Source organism: Sphingobacterium chuzhouense (assembly GCF_014692525.1).
GTDB classification, from domain to species: Bacteria; Bacteroidota; Bacteroidia; order Sphingobacteriales; family Sphingobacteriaceae; genus Sphingobacterium; species Sphingobacterium chuzhouense.
Genome location: NZ_JACNYL010000003.1, coordinates 723972 through 738056, shown reverse-complemented (window position 1 = coordinate 738056; position 14085 = coordinate 723972). Strand labels below are relative to the sequence as shown.

Sequence of the window (14085 nt, the reverse complement as noted above, 5' to 3'; positions counted from 1 at the left end):
TACTGTTCGATCTCGCGAGGAGAACATAAAAAGCAAAAAAAATGGCTATAAAATTTAAAGCGCTTATCGGCTTTGCACGAATGAAAGACGATGAGCTCATGGTAACCGCTGCAACGATCATCGGTGCCATGACAGACAATGTACACTTCGAACAACCAACGCCTGTATTGGCAACGGTACAGGAACTGCTGGATGATTTCTCGGCGAAGCTAACGGCTGCAAGACGCCGCGGTTCACCGGAGGAAACGGCCCTCAAGAATGAAAGCCGTCTGCCGCTGGAGGCTGCACTGCGCCAGCTGGCGTATTACGTAAACGGTGTGGCAGAGGGGCACCTATCGACTTTGCTGAGTTCGGGCTTCCCGACCAATGGCGCGAGCGGCTCCGTTCAGATTCCGCTGAAGGTGGAAGGGGTAAAGCTCAGCGACGGGAGGCAATCGGGCCAGGTGAGGTTAGATTTCGCCAACCAACGGAACGTGTTGATGTATGAGTATCAATATCGGTTGCAGGGCGAAGGCGAATGGAGTGAACGCTTCGCGACGAGCTCATCCCGTGCCAATATCATTGCACCGTTGACGGCGGCTGAACGCTATGAAGTGCGCGTGCGTGCCTTGAACACGCAGGGCACCGGCGATTGGAGTGATCACGCAACAATAGTGGTAAGGTAGTATGGCATTGAAAAGCACCTTGGTTCTCCGACGGACTTACGGAGAACAGGGAACCAACGGGACGATTTACTTCGACGGCGAGAAAATATGCCATACGATCGAACTACCTTGGCGCAACAACTTACAGCGCTTAAGCTGTATCCCGGAGGGATGCTACAAGCTGGAAAAGCGGAAGTATACCAAGCATGGTGAGCAGATCGGTATACCCGCCGTCCTCGGGCGCGAAGCGATCTTGATCCATGCGGCCAACAACGCGATGAAGCAGTTACTGGGATGTATCGCACCGGTCACAACGCTGACGGGTGAAGGCACTGGCGATGAGAGCGCTAAGGCTTTAGAAAAACTTAAGTCGTTGGTGTACAATCTTTGGGAGCAGGGAGATGAAGTGTTTCTTTTAATCAGAGAGGGACGATGAAAAAGATCATTCGAAAAATCGGCCAGGCAGTACAGGTGGTACTGCTGGCACCCATCAAGCTCCCGGCGAAGGCCATGAGCATGTTGAAGTACATCGCGGTGGGGTTGGGCATCATCGAACAGGTGATGCAGGATGATGCCACCGAACCAAAAGCGGAAGGAAAGGGGGGAAGCGATGAAGATGATGAGTAATGTACAATTTGGTACGCTTGGCGGGACGCTCTGCTCGGTCTGGAACAGCTTCGATTGGAGCAACCTCTTGCACACGGTATTGATCGCGGTGGTGGGCGCTGCGGTCGTTCTGTTTGATTTCTTGTCTTATGCAAAGTTGATTAATAAGGGGGTGAGGTAGATTTGTAATCCTAAAAGACGTAGACAAAATGGGAAAACTCATCATGTGGAACATCATAACCCTTGACGGTTGTTTTGAGGGAAGCCAAAAATGGGACTTATCCTTTCACAGTTTTGTTTGGGGAAAAGAACTTGAAGAGTTGAGTATCGAACAATTAAGATCAGCGGACTATCTCGTGTTTGGACGTGTGACTTACGAGGGTATGGCTGCATATTGGACAAAGGCAGCAGGAGAAACTGCGGAACAAGAAGTTGCTCAACTGATGAACCGCATACCAAAACTTGTTTTTTCCAAGACCTTAAAGTCCGCCGATTGGAACAACACGACCATTATAAGTGAAAATGCTTCTGGCGAAATCCAAAAGCTAAAAGAACAAAATGGAAAAGATATGTATGTTTTCGGAAGTGCAAACCTTTCAGAGACATTTATAAAAGACAATCTATTTGACGAATACCGGATCTGCATTGCACCCGTTATTTTGGGCAGTGGGCGACCACTTTTCAGACAAGGCATGGCTTCTAACAGCTTATCTCTTATTTCGGCACGGCAACTGTTGACGGGCGGAGTAGTTTTAAAATATTCTAAAAAATAACGATTGTTGAACTTGACAAGTTGTAAAATAGTATGGACAGGACTTCAAGGAATGCTAGAATCATCAATGCAACAAGGGATAAGGTTTACAAAGTCTCTACGGAAAGGGAGCGTTGGAATTTTGGCTTGCCCCTAATGGAATGACAGGGAAGATCCACGATTTTGAACCTAAAATCGGGAATGGTTACGAAATATCGCTATTTCATATTGACCACAAAATGAAGGAAAAACATCGAGGAACGAAGATCGTTTTTCGGCAAAATTTGTTGAACTTAAACCTAACGAACGAGTTGTTCAAACCATTAATTTCCAATCAGACAAAGACGAGTTTTCGGGGGGAATGATGATGGAAGTGCTTTTAGAAGAAGTTGAACATGAGTCTACGAAAGTCACGGTGGCTTTTAAAAATATCCCTATTGGCGTTGACCCAAAGGACAATGAAACAACAGACAAATCATTGGAAAAGTTAGCCCGCTATATGGAGAACAAAAGAATTTCAGAACATAAATGAACAAAATATGATAACAAAAGCAGCTCAAATAACCATTTTAGTGAAAGACTTAGAAGAAGCGAAAAAATTTTACGTTGAGAAACTTGGTTTTAGCATATGTGCCGACCAAGTATTTTCTTCCGATTGGCGTTACCTGACTATTGCTCCACAAAAAGACAATGCTACGGTATTCGAACTTGTTAAAGCTGAAACACCAGAACAAGAAAAACTGATTGGCAATCAATCAGGCGGGCAAATTCTCGTCATGTTTGAATCAGACAATATCAAAAACGACTGCAAAGCAATGAAAGAAAAAGGAGTAGTCTTTCACGGAGAACCAACAGCAGTACCAGGTGGCAAAGGAGTAGGTTTTGAAGACTTGTATGGCAATCAATTTGATTTATATCAACCTGATTAATTACTTTAAAAGACGAATAGATAAACCATCAATAAATGGAACACATAGAACAGCTTAATTACATCAAAGCACCTATAGCTAAGGTGTATAAGGCACTTACATCGGAAGAAGGCTTGAAGGCAAGTATGGACAAAGAAATTAAAAGTAAAGCCCGAAATCGGCTTTATCAATGAATTTGATTTTGACGAAGGGTATGTGACCAAGATGAAGATCATTGCCCTATCATGAACGGGAATTCTGAAAAAATAGAGATAAGGGGCAATCCGCGGCAGCCAACCCATCGTTCTCGTCATAGCTAAAACGAAAAAACGCCTCTCATGGTCTTATGAGAGGCGTTTTGAGATTCCGCAGGTACAAAACTCGAACCCTTTTTTGGAAATACCGCAGATATTATCTCTTAATGTTGAGGACGACAACGACAATATGAAGCAGGTAGTCGAAGCTAATTACAGGCAGATTAAGGCAGACGTTGTTCAGATTGTTGAAAGCGAAATGGAACGTATAAAAAATGACCCCGGTTTACAGCAATTGATACAGGAGTAAGTAAGATTACGAATAAAAACTTTCACAACCGCTCCCGATATTCTTTCGGAGTGACGCCCAGTAATTTTTTTACATAACGAGTAAAGAACGAGCGACTCGAAAAATCCATTTTATCGGCAATTTCCGAAATGTTGAGGTTTTTGTTTTGCAACAGAATGATTATCCGTTCTTTTGCATATCGTTGTATCCATTCCGAAGCGGTAATTCGGGTATTGACCTTGCAGATATAATTGAGGTATTTGGGAGTGATGTTCAGTTTATCGCTGTAAAAACGCACCTCCCGTTCTTTCATGCAATGTTCCTGCACCAACTGCATAAACCGTTCATACAACGTGCCACTTTGTAAACTACGTTTACGCCTGTCGAGCTCATCTTCAAAAATGTGCCACATTTCCAAAAGAAAAAGTTGCGTTTGAAGTTTCAATGCTTCTTCGCAAAATCGGTGGTTGGTTTCCTGCGATTTATCGTACAGCAACTGAAAGTTTTTCAGTATTTTTTCTTTATGTTCTTTGTCAGGGTGCAAAATTGGGTTTTCTTTGGAATGAATAATGCTGTCTATACTCACCGTTATACTTGGCAAATTTTCCATCAATAAATCATTGTCCACAAATAAAAGAGTAGCTTTAAAATTTGCAGAAAAAGACAGATCCGAAACACCAAGACCAGCCAGCCAAAATATAAATTCTCCCTTTTTGCAATGGTATTGGCGGCCATTGAATACAAATTTCATACTTCCGCTTTGGCAATAAATATGTGTGTGATACCGAGCTTGAAAAGCTTCGGGAAATTGAGCTGTTGAAGCTGTTTTATGCAGGATAACTTTGTGATTTTCTGTTGTGTTCATTCCAAATAATGATTTAAACAAAAATAGGTAATATTTGACATTATTTGCGATGTAAATGTAATATAATACATCTTCAATCACCTTAACTTTGCATTGTAAAAAATAACACAATGCAAACAACAGATATTTTTGAGCGATTGAGAAAAGGTGAAATCATTTTGCCAAACGACCCCGAAGCATACAAAATGCGTGAGGCTTCGTACCAAACGAAAGAATTATTGGTACAGATGAACAATGCAACAGACCCGAAAGAAATAAGGGAATTGCTGAGCCAAATCACAGCTACGGAAATTGACGAAAGCGTTGCCGTTTTCACGCCTTTGTATATCAACTACGGGAAGCACACCAAAATCGGTAAAAACGTATTCATCAATTTTGATTGTACTTTTTTAGATTTGGGAGGAATTACTATCGAAGATAACGTATTGATAGCCCCGAAAGTCAGCTTATTATCAGAGGGACACCTATTAGAACCCGAAAACAGACACGCATTAGTACCGAAACCTATCCATATCAAAAAAAATGCTTGGATTGGTGCAGGAGCGACCATATTGCAAGGTGTTACCATTGGCGAAAATGCCGTTGTAGCATCGGGTGCAGTAGTATCAAAGGACGTTCCCGATAATATGATTGTAGGCGGTATTCCTGCGAAAATCATTAAAACAGTTTAAAACAGAAAGAAAATGAAAAGATTATCAATTTTAGCAGTTGCGAGCCTTATGTTTTTAGGGCAGTCCTGCAATCCAAATACTAATAACGAAAATTCAGCGAATATGATTGATACAACAAAAACAGAACATTATACTTTTGAGTTGAGTGACAAAGTAACACGCCAAAAAGTAACTTTCAAAAACCGTTATGGAATAACATTGACAGGCGATTTATATATTCCGAAAAATGCAGGAAACGAGCCTTTGCCAGCTTTGGCAATTAGCGGGCCTTTTGGAGCAGTAAAAGAACAATCATCGGGATTATACGCTAATCAAATGGCAGAACGTGGATTTGTGGTATTAGCATTTGACCCATCTTATACAGGCGAAAGCGATGGCGAACCTCGTAATGTGGCTTCGCCTGACATTAGTACGGAAGATTTCAGTTCAGCAGTTGATTTTCTCGGTATTCAGAAAAACATTGACCGAAACAAAATCGGGATTATTGGAATTTGTGGTTGGGGTGGATTTTCTTTGAATGCTACTGCCATTGATAAACGTATAAAAGCCGTAGCCACAACAAGTATGTACGATATGACAAGGGTAATGTCAAAAGGTTATAATGACGTGGTTACTTTGGAAGATCGTGCCAAAACATTAGAACAATTAGGCGAACAGCGTTGGAAAGATGCTGAAAATGGCAATCCTGCTTATCAACCTGCGTATAATGAATTAAGTGGTGGAGAAGCTCAGTTTCAAATCGAGTATCACGATTATTATATGACACCAAGAGGCTATCACGAACGTTCGGTAAATTCAGGCAATGCGTGGACAATTACCACCCCAATATCATTTATGAATATGCCGATTTTGACCTATCTCAAAGAGATTTCGCCAAGACCAATGCTTTTGATTGCAGGAGAAAATGCACACTCACGTTATTTCAGCGAAGACATTTATAAAAATGCTTCCGAGCCGAAAGAGTTGATGATTATTCCTAATGCCGTTCACGTAGATTTGTACGATAAGGTTGATATTATTCCGTTTGACAAATTGGAAACATTCTTTAAAGAACATTTAAAATAACAGCAATAATTATGAAACGTCCATTGTTACTGATTTTGGTTTTTATTTCAATATTAATAAGTAGTGCTTCATCTTGTAGCAAAGAAGATGATAATAATACTAACACAGAAAACACAACACCTATGGCAAACGGTAAAATCAAAATAACAGTCAATTCACAAACGTTTACGGCTACACTTTTGGATAATAATTCGGCAAAGGCATTTAAGGAGATGTTGCCTATGACAATCAATATGGTTGAATTGAACAACAATGAAAAGTATTTTGATTTGCCAAACAGCCTACCAACAAATTCGTCCAATCCTCAAACAATAAACAATGGTGATTTAATGTTGTACGGTTCAAAAACGTTGGTGCTGTTTTACAAAACCTTTTCCACTTCTTACAGCTATACACGGTTAGGAAAAATAGATGATACAACAGGTCTGGCAACTGCATTGGGTTCGGGAAATGTGACTGTAACTTTTAACACAATAGATGATTAAAATCGAATTGTGAATAACAAAATCGAACCCCCAAGATAAATTAAGTGTCAACGTGTACCTATCAGAATAACCAGTAAATTATGAGGTAATAAAAAAGGGACAGACCTATCTTTTGTAAGTTTGTCCCTAGAGGTGATCCCGCTGGGATTTGTTCCGTCACACTATCCCGCACTCATCCCGGAACGAGATAGTTCTAACCCATCCCAACCCTTCTGTTCTCAGCCCAGCTATAACAAAAAAAGCAACCCTTTTTGAGTTGCTTTTGTTTGTGATCCCGCTGGGATTCGAACCCAGGACCCATACATTAAAAGTGTATTGCTCTACCAGCTGAGCTACGGAATCTTACTTCATTAGCGTTTTGAAGTGCTGCAAAGGTAGAAAAAATGTTCACTTCTGCCAAATACCCGATTGTTTATTTTTAGTATACACCTTTAACCAGCTGTTTTTCATCTAAATAATTTTAAAACTCGCTTTTATCATCCGATCTACCTGATTTAAATCCTGACGCAAGGTTATATTTTTATAGCCTTTTTTTAACAAGAGATTACAGGTCTCACTGCTCAAATATTGGTTAATTTCAAAATAAAGACTACCTCCCGGTAACAAATGTTTTCCACCCATTTCAGCGATAACGTCATAGAAAAGGAGAGGAGCGTGTTCTTCCACAAAAAGCGCAGAGTGCGGTTCATAGAGTAAAACGTTGTTGTGCATGTCTTTTTGTTCGGTGGGCGTAATATAAGGAGGATTACTGACGATAATATCATATTGTTGATTTTCCTGCATAAAGATGTCCCACTCTAAAACATCCGCTTGCACAAAATCCACGGAAAGATCTAGGTGAGCAGCATTAGCACGAGCAACCTTTATAGCCTCACCTTGCAGATCGATCGCATCAATCTTTGCATGGGGTAGCTGCTTTTTAAGGGCTAGTGCGATGCAGCCAGATCCTGTTCCGACATCGAGTATGGACAACTGTTCACTGTTCTGATGTTCCTTGACAATCCATTCGACTAGCTCTTCGGTTTCGGGGCGGGGGATTAATGTATGTTCGTTTACCGAAAGGCGTAGGCCATAGAAATCCGCTATGCCAAGGACGTGTTGTATCGGGCGTCCTGTTTGCAGCTCCCCCAGTATGCCCAAAAATTGATGTAACATTGGTTCCGTAATTTCGTTTGCGTTGCTTAACATGTAGTGAGCGCTGTTTTTCTCCGTAACGAAAGAGTATGACATCAAAAACAGCTGTTTAATTTCTGCCACAGGGTACAGTGGTAATAAAGCTTCTTCATAAGCACTCGCTATATCCTTGAAAGTTTTCATCTCATTAAATTCAAACCACAAACTTACAAAAGCTGATTACACTTTCGATATTCTTTGGTAAATACTAAGTTTGTAATATGGTACAAGACGAGAGATACATGCAACGTTGCCTGGATTTGGCGACGCTTGGAGCAGGTACGGTTAGCCCAAATCCAATGGTGGGTGCTGTCATTTTGCACGATAATCTTATTATCGGCGAAGGTTATACATCTCCATATGGCGGACCACATGCTGAAGTGAACGCGGTGCAGGATGCCTATCGGAAATTGGGCGAAGCCGAAGCAAAGATTCTCTTTCGCACATCTACGATGTATGTAAGTCTGGAACCCTGTTCTCATTTTGGGAAAACACCGCCCTGTGCCGATATGCTAGTCGAATTGCAATTCAAGCGGGTGGTTATCGGCTGTCTCGACCCGTTTACAAAAGTTAATGGTCAAGGGGTAAAAAAACTACAACAAGCGGGTATTGATACAACTATAGGTGTATTGGAAGATACTTGTACATTTACTAACCGAAGGTTCTTTACACGCATTCAACAGCAACGCCCCTATGTTATCCTGAAATGGGCACAGACCGAAGACGGTTTTTTCTCGCCTGAGGACGTGGCCCAGCAATGGATAAGCAATAAAGCAAGCAAACAACTTGTACATAAATGGAGAGGGGAGGAGGATGCTATACTGGTAGGTACATCTACGGCTCTTATTGATAACCCGGTATTGACTACGCGTTTATGGAACGGAAAAAATCCGAAGCGTATATTAATTGACAAAGAATTAAAGGTGTCAGCAGACGCGGCAATTTTTAATGAGGAGGCAGAAACTATTGTGTTCAATGCACACCAAACAGAATGGCGAAAAAACAGGAAATTGATTGCATTGGAGCATTTCGACCTTTATCTTCCACAGCAGATGCTGTATCAACTCTATCTGATGGATGTACAGTCGTTGATTGTAGAAGGAGGAGCGAAAACACTACAATCGTTCATCGATGCAGGAATCTGGGATGAAGCGCGTGTTTTTATCTCTCGATTTCATTGGGGACAAGGGAAGCCTGCACCTCAATTAAAAGCATCGATATGCAGCGTCCAAAAGGTGGGTAACGATGACTTGAAGATTTATTTCAATGGAGAGTATGCTTAATGTATTTTTGGTGTATCCAGAAGATCGATTACATAACCCAATACTTCCTGTTCGGTATGGCCATCCTCCAGCATCGAGAAGGTGAGATAGGCGGCATATATCTCTGCACTGAATATAACGTGTTTGTCTGAAACTATTTTGTCGATTACATCTTCATTGACATCGATCCCAATATGATGCAATTCATTGTGTAGATTGGTAGAAATGGTGCTGTGTTCTTCTCCGGATGCAAAAGCGACAATGATATGTAGTATCAATTTATCTAAAATTTCCGAACTGATTTTGGTCGCCTTTTCACCGTAATCATTTATATCTATTCTTCTTTTAGCACTATTGACAATTTTATCCCAAATGAGGTATTCCGTTTTAGTGTGCATAGCTATTGAAGTTTATAATCTACCTTAAAGGTAACAAAAAAGAAAAATACACCCAAAATAATGATCGTATTTTTGAGATTCAAGCGTGAATTACATTATCATTTCGTACCTTTAGGGTATGATTGCAGAAGAATTATTACACTTCGTCTGGCAATTTAGGCTTTTTAACCAATTAGAACTTTATAGCACAGATGACGAACAGATCAAGATTTTTCAAGTTGGACAATGTAACAGCGATGCTGGTCCAGATTTTCTATTCAGCCAGATTTCGATTGATAGCCGAGAATGGAGAGGGCACGTAGAAATTCATGTGGACGGGGCTGACTGGTTTACTCATAGGCACCACCTCGATGTAGCCTACAATAATGTGGTGCTCCATGTTGTTTATCAAAATCCGGTTCCCGTATTTCGCGAAGATGGTACTCCCATCCCGTGTCTGGAACTAGCTCCTCTTATCAATATCCGGATGCTCGAGCACTATCGCGAAATTATGAACAACCTACATTGGATTCCATGTGAAAAACACCTCCCTCAGGTAGATACAATGTATAAAATTCAAGCAATGCAACGCATGGCTGCGGTTCGGTTGGAACAGCGTTACGCACAGATACAAGAACTTTTGGTCGAAACATTAGGCGACTGGGAAAAGGTGTTGTTTTTGCAGCTTTGCCGAAGCTTTGGGATGAAAGTCAATGCGCAGCCATTTTTACAACTGGGCAAATTAGTTGATTTATCGCTTATAAGGAAGTATAAGGAAGACTCCTTTAAAATAGAAGCGATGATATTTGGTCAAGCCGGTTTTCTAGCAGACGTAGAGAAAGAAGGTTATCCGAAGGAACTGGCTGATGAATATCATTATTTGAAAACGATCCATGGCTTAAAAGAGCTGAAAGTATTCGAATGGAAGTTTATGCGTATGCGACCTTATAATTTTCCGACATTTCGCTTAGCGCAACTACTGGCGTTATATGGTCAAGCCCCTTATCTTTTCGAGGAGGTTGTCCACTGTAACGATATGACGGACTTAAACCATATATTGACAAACGCATTGCCGGCTTCTTTTTGGGAAACTCATTTTGTGTTGGGAAAAATATCGCCGACGCATCCTACCGGGCTATCAGAATCGTTTATAGAACATATTACTATCAATGCTTTTATACCAATTCTATTTTCTTATGGCAAATGTATGAGTATAGACAAATTGCAAACAAGAGCATTGGCGTGGTTGGAACAATTGAAAGCCGAGCAAAATAAAATTACACAGAAATTTAACGAATTAACGTTATCGGCGGTGTCTGCAGCGGATTCACAGGGTCTGTTACAATTAAAACAGGATTATTGTGATCAAAAGAAATGCTTACAATGCAGTATAGGGCTCTCGTTATTTAAAGGTTAAGCTACCCGCAATATCTCCGCTAGTTCCTTATGTCCTTTTTCGAGGGCAAGGTCAGAAGCTGTCATGCCCATTTCTGTTTTTACGGAAACATCTGCTCCGTTCTCCAATAGGATGATGATCATATCAATATTTCCCTGTTGTGCGGCGATGTGCAGCGGTGTGATACGGGCATGTTGTACCACGTTTACGTTTGCGCCGGCTTCAATTAACATTTTACTGATCTGGTCATATCCTCCAGTAAGCGCGGTATGCAACGGATATACATAGTATCCATTTTGCGAACTTATATTGGGATCAGCGCCTTTCGCTAAAAGTGTTTGTACAACCTTTTCTTGTCCGAAATGTGTCCCTATGCCTAATGGCGTAAAGCCGTGTGTAGAAACCTCGTCAATGACTTCGGGTTTCTGTTTGAGCATGACCTCTATTTGCTCTACCAAACCGATGGCACAGGATTCATGGATCGTGATGGCAGTTAAGTAATTTAATATCGTTTTGATTACTTGGTCTTTATGATAATAACAGGCGAGCAAAAGGGGAGATATATCATGGCTTGTCTGTTCTCTCAATAATTCCGGTTGTGCACGCAACAATATCTCCAAGTCATGGTGGTTTCCGGTTTCAATATATTCTTCTAACTTATATAAGCTCATTGTATATCCTTTGAAGTCTACGAATTAAATAAAATTTTGTGAAAAATGGATGAAATGTGAATAAGATTTGATGTGTTCATAAAAATAAATACATTATGCGGAGCAGAAAATTTGGTATTAACCTACTATTGTGTAGCCATACTTCGACATTTGCCAATAAACTACTTAAAATACTATGTGGTTCTTGATTTAAAGTCTACTTTTGTATTAGCCCTCCCAAAGGGCATGTTTTTCATAGGTAGATGTAGGGCCGAATGTCACAGTTCGGCCCTTACTTTTTTAATTCCTACCGTTTATACTTATCATGCAGGCCTTTCGCTTCCTTAATGAGCGGTATTATTTTTTCGATACGTGCGTTCTTGGTTTTTTCCTGTTTGGCACTGTTTATATATTCGATGTATTCTTTTTGTTTGCCGGGAGACAGTTTATCGAAAGCGCGTTGAAGGGAGGCGTTCTTTGTTAAGGTTTTTTTCAGCAAACCGGATGGTTGATGCGGTACGTGCTTTTCTGGTTTTATTTCTTTTCCGTCGATTACGGTTTGGATGGCTTCTTGGAGATAATTTTTTATTTTAACAGGATCGATTTCATCTGCTGATTGAAATCGCCATTGTCTCAAAGACTTTGTTTTACCTTCCGACGCTGTGATGAGCACGTTATCTTTATCTTCCAGAAATACACCGTTGTAAAACCATATCGCGAAATGGTTTTTAAATCCTCCATACGACGCAACGTTTTTACCTTGGTAGGTATACACGTCGCTACCCCATTTAAATTCTCGGTCAAGAGGCAGCTCGTGTAAGATTTGTTGGGTTTTTTCTATAGCGTCTTCCCATTGAGAATGGTAGCGTTTCCAATCCGGTGTCGACTTGTGCTGTAACTGTTCCATATTGTATCGGACGAGTTTCTCGATAAGCACATGTGGTATTTTTTGATCCAATGGGATTTGGATAGTCCCTTTGGAGGTTTTATAAGAGGTTAACTCTTCCTTAAAGTGATCGATAGCTTCGGGACCTGGGTAAATGCCGAGATGGTGCTTGTACAGGGCGAAATGAATCAGGTTACCCTTATAGCGGAAGGTAGGCATCTGATAACTGATTGTTTCGGTAGCTTCCGGGACTGCGCGGACAATCGTCGCTCGTACTTCCTGTAATAATGCCTGTTTTTTGTCGTCAAATTGGGCAATGTATTGCTCAACGTTCGTTATTGCTGCCATAAACTCTTTCTACATAGTTCTTGAAGTTATCGAGAATCGATTGCCAGCCCTCTCGTTGCATATCGATTGGATTTTCCTGCTCCGGATCGAATGAGGTAGTCACCTCGGTAGTATCGCCCTTGCTGCGGAAGGCGACATCGACTTGACGGCCGTCCGACATAACATAAGTAATACGTTTAAATGGTTCAATGGCGGTATAGATGCCTTCAAAGTCGAATCCAAAACTTCCGTCCTTAGCTTCCATCCTGTTTTTAAATTTGCCTCCTACACGTAGATCATTTGTCGAACTAGTGCAATGCCAATCTTCCGATGCTTGGTTCCATTGCATAATATCCTCTGCAGAGTTATAGGCATTCCAAATTGTTTCTACACGGTTGTTAATGATAGTCGCGATTGTAATACGTTCCATATCTTAATTTATTTGTTTTTTACCAGCAATATATTACCTGTAGGATCCTGTATCCAATGCATGGATGGATCCATTTTCTCTACTTCATCACATATAGTAACATCATTTATACGCAAATAATTTGTGGCACTTTCTATATCCTCCGTACATATCTCTAAACTTATTTTTGAATCTGTTATTCCCTCAACACAGTCCAACCACAAAATGTTTTGTCCAAACTCCAATCGGTGCGTTGCCAATACAGCAGAGTGCGTTATAGGTACTTCCTCCACATCAAATAAGAGAATGTCCCTATAAAATGCCACTGTTTCATCGTATTTTTCTGGTGGAATCTTCATCGAAATATTCACACCGCCTTTAAATCTAATTTCCATAACAAATGGTATTGGTTTCTTCAACTACTCAAAAATAAAGTAATGGACGTTGAACTAACTTGTCGTAGGGCAAGTTTTCAAAAGGCATTATTTTCCCACCAGTTCTTTTCGGATGCGACTGAGCGAGGTATCGGTAATACCTAAAAACGTAGCGATATGTTTTAATGGTGCTTGCTGAAAGATAAGCGGTTTCTCTGTCAATAGTTGTTTATAACGGTCTATTGCCGACAAGCTGATGATGTCTATTGCCCTTTTTTTAGTGATAAGTAATTGATAAGCCATCCAGGCACGTCCCCATTCTGCCAGTGCCGGAATGGTTTCGAACAGCCCTTGGAATTGTTCGAGTTTTATTTTCCACAATATACAATCCGTTATGCATACAATATTCTCTTGCGTGGGGATATGATGGAATATAGAAGCGACTTCGATAACAACTTCGTCGGGGCAAAAGAAATTAGTGCTGATATCATTACCTTCGTAATCATGGACGAAAGAGCGGGCAATACCTTCCTCTAGTATGTAGTAGCAATCACTAATTTGCCCTTCATTCAATAACAGGTCACCTTTCTTGAAAGAGACTTTTTCGTGCTGTTCGATAATTCGTTCAATATCAGCATAGGACATGGACGGGTATTGGTAAACTAGGCGAAGTTTATCTGGGTACATAGCAGG

20 protein-coding genes, 1 tRNA gene and 1 pseudogene are annotated in these 14085 nt (G+C 40.8%); 13 read left to right on the top strand and 9 right to left on the bottom strand.

Annotated elements, in window-relative coordinates:
* Nucleotides 1-41 precede the first annotated feature (41 nt).
* The 8 genes and pseudogenes from H8B21_RS15165 (at nt 42) to H8B21_RS15130 (ending at nt 3103) form a co-directional block, all read left to right on the top strand.
* Nucleotides 42-665 carry a fibronectin type III domain-containing protein gene (locus tag H8B21_RS15165; RefSeq protein ID WP_190314593.1) on the top strand — a complete coding sequence of 208 codons (624 nt, stop codon included), beginning with the start codon at nt 42-44 and terminating at the stop codon, nt 663-665.
* A 1-nt stretch (nt 666) separates the two neighbouring features.
* Nucleotides 667-1080 (top strand): DUF5675 family protein, encoded by a 414-nt coding sequence (locus H8B21_RS15160; RefSeq protein ID WP_190314592.1) that lies wholly within the window; start codon nt 667-669, stop codon nt 1078-1080.
* Nucleotides 1077-1271 carry a hypothetical protein gene (locus tag H8B21_RS15155; protein WP_190314591.1) on the top strand — a complete coding sequence of 65 codons (195 nt, stop codon included), beginning with the start codon at nt 1077-1079 and terminating at the stop codon, nt 1269-1271. The genes H8B21_RS15160 and H8B21_RS15155 overlap by 4 nt, the downstream gene beginning before the upstream one ends.
* A complete protein-coding gene (locus tag H8B21_RS15150; RefSeq protein ID WP_190314590.1) occupies nt 1261-1431 on the top strand; it encodes a hypothetical protein in 171 nt (56 codons plus the stop codon). Before H8B21_RS15155 ends, H8B21_RS15150 begins: the two co-directional genes overlap by 11 nt.
* A gap of 28 nt (nt 1432-1459) precedes the next feature.
* Nucleotides 1460-2023, top strand: coding sequence for a dihydrofolate reductase family protein (locus tag H8B21_RS15145; protein ID WP_190314589.1), 564 nt, complete (start codon nt 1460-1462; stop codon nt 2021-2023).
* A gap of 261 nt (nt 2024-2284) precedes the next feature.
* A pseudogene (locus H8B21_RS15140) lies at nt 2285-2533 on the top strand (SRPBCC domain-containing protein); the annotation flags it as partial.
* A 7-nt stretch (nt 2534-2540) separates the two neighbouring features.
* Nucleotides 2541-2930: a VOC family protein gene (locus tag H8B21_RS15135; RefSeq protein ID WP_190314588.1), complete on the top strand. Its 390-nt coding sequence runs from the start codon at nt 2541-2543 to the stop codon at nt 2928-2930.
* 35 nt (nt 2931-2965) lie between these two features.
* Nucleotides 2966-3103: a hypothetical protein gene (locus H8B21_RS15130; protein WP_190314587.1), complete on the top strand. Its 138-nt coding sequence runs from the start codon at nt 2966-2968 to the stop codon at nt 3101-3103.
* Between the two features lie 392 nt (nt 3104-3495).
* Here H8B21_RS15130 and H8B21_RS15120 read toward each other — a convergent pair whose 3' ends face one another.
* Nucleotides 3496-4317, bottom strand: a complete 822-nt coding sequence (locus tag H8B21_RS15120; RefSeq protein ID WP_190314586.1) for a helix-turn-helix domain-containing protein — start codon at nt 4315-4317, stop codon at nt 3496-3498.
* Nucleotides 4318-4427: 110 nt separating this feature from the next.
* On the opposite strand from H8B21_RS15120, the gene H8B21_RS15115 reads away from it, so the two are divergent.
* From H8B21_RS15115 to H8B21_RS15105, 3 genes are all read left to right on the top strand, one after another.
* The gene (locus H8B21_RS15115) at nt 4428-4988 is read left to right on the top strand and encodes a sugar O-acetyltransferase (RefSeq protein WP_190314585.1); all 561 of its coding nucleotides are present in this window, start codon (nt 4428-4430) and stop codon (nt 4986-4988) included.
* 12 nt (nt 4989-5000) lie between these two features.
* The gene (locus H8B21_RS15110; RefSeq protein ID WP_190314584.1) at nt 5001-6053 is read left to right on the top strand and encodes an alpha/beta hydrolase; all 1053 of its coding nucleotides are present in this window, start codon (nt 5001-5003) and stop codon (nt 6051-6053) included.
* 122 nt (nt 6054-6175) lie between these two features.
* Nucleotides 6176-6538, top strand: a complete 363-nt coding sequence (locus H8B21_RS15105; RefSeq protein WP_223815059.1) for a cyclophilin-like fold protein — start codon at nt 6176-6178, stop codon at nt 6536-6538.
* Between the two features lie 269 nt (nt 6539-6807).
* Here the strand turns inward: H8B21_RS15105 and H8B21_RS15100 are convergent.
* Both H8B21_RS15100 and prmC read right to left on the bottom strand, forming a co-directional pair.
* Nucleotides 6808-6880 (bottom strand) — tRNA-Lys (locus tag H8B21_RS15100).
* Nucleotides 6881-6988: 108 nt separating this feature from the next.
* On the bottom strand, nt 6989-7855 hold the full coding sequence (prmC, locus tag H8B21_RS15095; protein WP_223815058.1) for a peptide chain release factor N(5)-glutamine methyltransferase: 867 nt from the start codon (nt 7853-7855) through the stop codon (nt 6989-6991).
* A 77-nt stretch (nt 7856-7932) separates the two neighbouring features.
* Here prmC and ribD point away from each other — a divergent pair, with 77 nt between their 5' ends.
* The gene (gene ribD / locus H8B21_RS15090; RefSeq protein WP_190314582.1) at nt 7933-8994 is read left to right on the top strand and encodes a bifunctional diaminohydroxyphosphoribosylaminopyrimidine deaminase/5-amino-6-(5-phosphoribosylamino)uracil reductase RibD; all 1062 of its coding nucleotides are present in this window, start codon (nt 7933-7935) and stop codon (nt 8992-8994) included.
* Here ribD and H8B21_RS15085 read toward each other — a convergent pair.
* Nucleotides 8991-9371, bottom strand: a complete 381-nt coding sequence (locus tag H8B21_RS15085; RefSeq protein ID WP_190314581.1) for a hypothetical protein — start codon at nt 9369-9371, stop codon at nt 8991-8993. The genes ribD and H8B21_RS15085 overlap by 4 nt on opposite strands.
* A gap of 118 nt (nt 9372-9489) precedes the next feature.
* Between H8B21_RS15085 and H8B21_RS15080 the strand changes: the two genes are divergently transcribed.
* Complete coding sequence (locus H8B21_RS15080; RefSeq protein WP_190314580.1) at nt 9490-10767, top strand: DUF2851 family protein; 1278 nt, start codon at nt 9490-9492, stop codon at nt 10765-10767.
* Here the strand turns inward: H8B21_RS15080 and H8B21_RS15075 are convergent.
* The 5 genes from H8B21_RS15075 to H8B21_RS15050 all read right to left on the bottom strand — a co-directional run bounded on the left by H8B21_RS15075 (nt 10764) and on the right by H8B21_RS15050 (nt 14079).
* Entirely contained in the window at nt 10764-11417 is a 654-nt protein-coding gene (locus tag H8B21_RS15075; RefSeq protein ID WP_190314579.1) for an ankyrin repeat domain-containing protein, read from the bottom strand. The genes H8B21_RS15080 and H8B21_RS15075 overlap by 4 nt on opposite strands.
* Before the next feature lie 286 nt (nt 11418-11703).
* Nucleotides 11704-12630, bottom strand: coding sequence for a DUF1801 domain-containing protein (locus tag H8B21_RS20660; protein ID WP_223815057.1), 927 nt, complete (start codon nt 12628-12630; stop codon nt 11704-11706).
* Entirely contained in the window at nt 12608-13039 is a 432-nt protein-coding gene (locus tag H8B21_RS15060; protein WP_190314578.1) for an SRPBCC family protein, read from the bottom strand. The genes H8B21_RS20660 and H8B21_RS15060 overlap by 23 nt, the downstream gene beginning before the upstream one ends.
* Before the next feature lie 8 nt (nt 13040-13047).
* Nucleotides 13048-13413, bottom strand: a complete 366-nt coding sequence (locus H8B21_RS15055; RefSeq protein WP_190314577.1) for a VOC family protein — start codon at nt 13411-13413, stop codon at nt 13048-13050.
* Between the two features lie 87 nt (nt 13414-13500).
* Nucleotides 13501-14079: a Crp/Fnr family transcriptional regulator gene (locus H8B21_RS15050; RefSeq protein ID WP_190314576.1), complete on the bottom strand. Its 579-nt coding sequence runs from the start codon at nt 14077-14079 to the stop codon at nt 13501-13503.
* Between the last annotated feature and the right edge of the window lie 6 nt (nt 14080-14085).

Excerpts from the sequence above, each read along its gene's own strand:
- H8B21_RS15150 (WP_190314590.1), top strand. The coding sequence starts at position 1,261 with ATGATGAGTAATGTACAATTTGGTACGCTTGGCGGGACGCTCTGCTCG.
- ribD (WP_190314582.1), top strand. The coding sequence starts at position 7,933 with ATGGTACAAGACGAGAGATACATGCAACGTTGCCTGGATTTGGCGACG.
- H8B21_RS15145 (WP_190314589.1), top strand. The coding sequence starts at position 1,460 with ATGGGAAAACTCATCATGTGGAACATCATAACCCTTGACGGTTGTTTT.
- H8B21_RS15085 (WP_190314581.1), bottom strand. The coding sequence starts at position 9,371 with ATGCACACTAAAACGGAATACCTCATTTGGGATAAAATTGTCAATAGT.
- H8B21_RS20660 (WP_223815057.1), bottom strand. The coding sequence starts at position 12,630 with ATGGCAGCAATAACGAACGTTGAGCAATACATTGCCCAATTTGACGAC.
- H8B21_RS15055 (WP_190314577.1), bottom strand. The coding sequence starts at position 13,413 with ATGGAAATTAGATTTAAAGGCGGTGTGAATATTTCGATGAAGATTCCA.
- H8B21_RS15115 (WP_190314585.1), top strand. The coding sequence starts at position 4,428 with ATGCAAACAACAGATATTTTTGAGCGATTGAGAAAAGGTGAAATCATT.
- prmC (WP_223815058.1), bottom strand. The coding sequence starts at position 7,855 with ATGAAAACTTTCAAGGATATAGCGAGTGCTTATGAAGAAGCTTTATTA.
- H8B21_RS15075 (WP_190314579.1), bottom strand. The coding sequence starts at position 11,417 with ATGAGCTTATATAAGTTAGAAGAATATATTGAAACCGGAAACCACCAT.
- H8B21_RS15110 (WP_190314584.1), top strand. The coding sequence starts at position 5,001 with ATGAAAAGATTATCAATTTTAGCAGTTGCGAGCCTTATGTTTTTAGGG.
- H8B21_RS15105 (WP_223815059.1), top strand. The coding sequence starts at position 6,176 with ATGGCAAACGGTAAAATCAAAATAACAGTCAATTCACAAACGTTTACG.
- H8B21_RS15135 (WP_190314588.1), top strand. The coding sequence starts at position 2,541 with ATGATAACAAAAGCAGCTCAAATAACCATTTTAGTGAAAGACTTAGAA.
- H8B21_RS15060 (WP_190314578.1), bottom strand. The coding sequence starts at position 13,039 with ATGGAACGTATTACAATCGCGACTATCATTAACAACCGTGTAGAAACA.
- H8B21_RS15080 (WP_190314580.1), top strand. The coding sequence starts at position 9,490 with ATGATTGCAGAAGAATTATTACACTTCGTCTGGCAATTTAGGCTTTTT.
- H8B21_RS15130 (WP_190314587.1), top strand. The coding sequence starts at position 2,966 with ATGGAACACATAGAACAGCTTAATTACATCAAAGCACCTATAGCTAAG.
- H8B21_RS15165 (WP_190314593.1), top strand. The coding sequence starts at position 42 with ATGGCTATAAAATTTAAAGCGCTTATCGGCTTTGCACGAATGAAAGAC.
- H8B21_RS15155 (WP_190314591.1), top strand. The coding sequence starts at position 1,077 with ATGAAAAAGATCATTCGAAAAATCGGCCAGGCAGTACAGGTGGTACTG.
- H8B21_RS15160 (WP_190314592.1), top strand. The coding sequence starts at position 667 with ATGGCATTGAAAAGCACCTTGGTTCTCCGACGGACTTACGGAGAACAG.
- H8B21_RS15120 (WP_190314586.1), bottom strand. The coding sequence starts at position 4,317 with ATGAACACAACAGAAAATCACAAAGTTATCCTGCATAAAACAGCTTCA.
- H8B21_RS15050 (WP_190314576.1), bottom strand. The coding sequence starts at position 14,079 with ATGTACCCAGATAAACTTCGCCTAGTTTACCAATACCCGTCCATGTCC.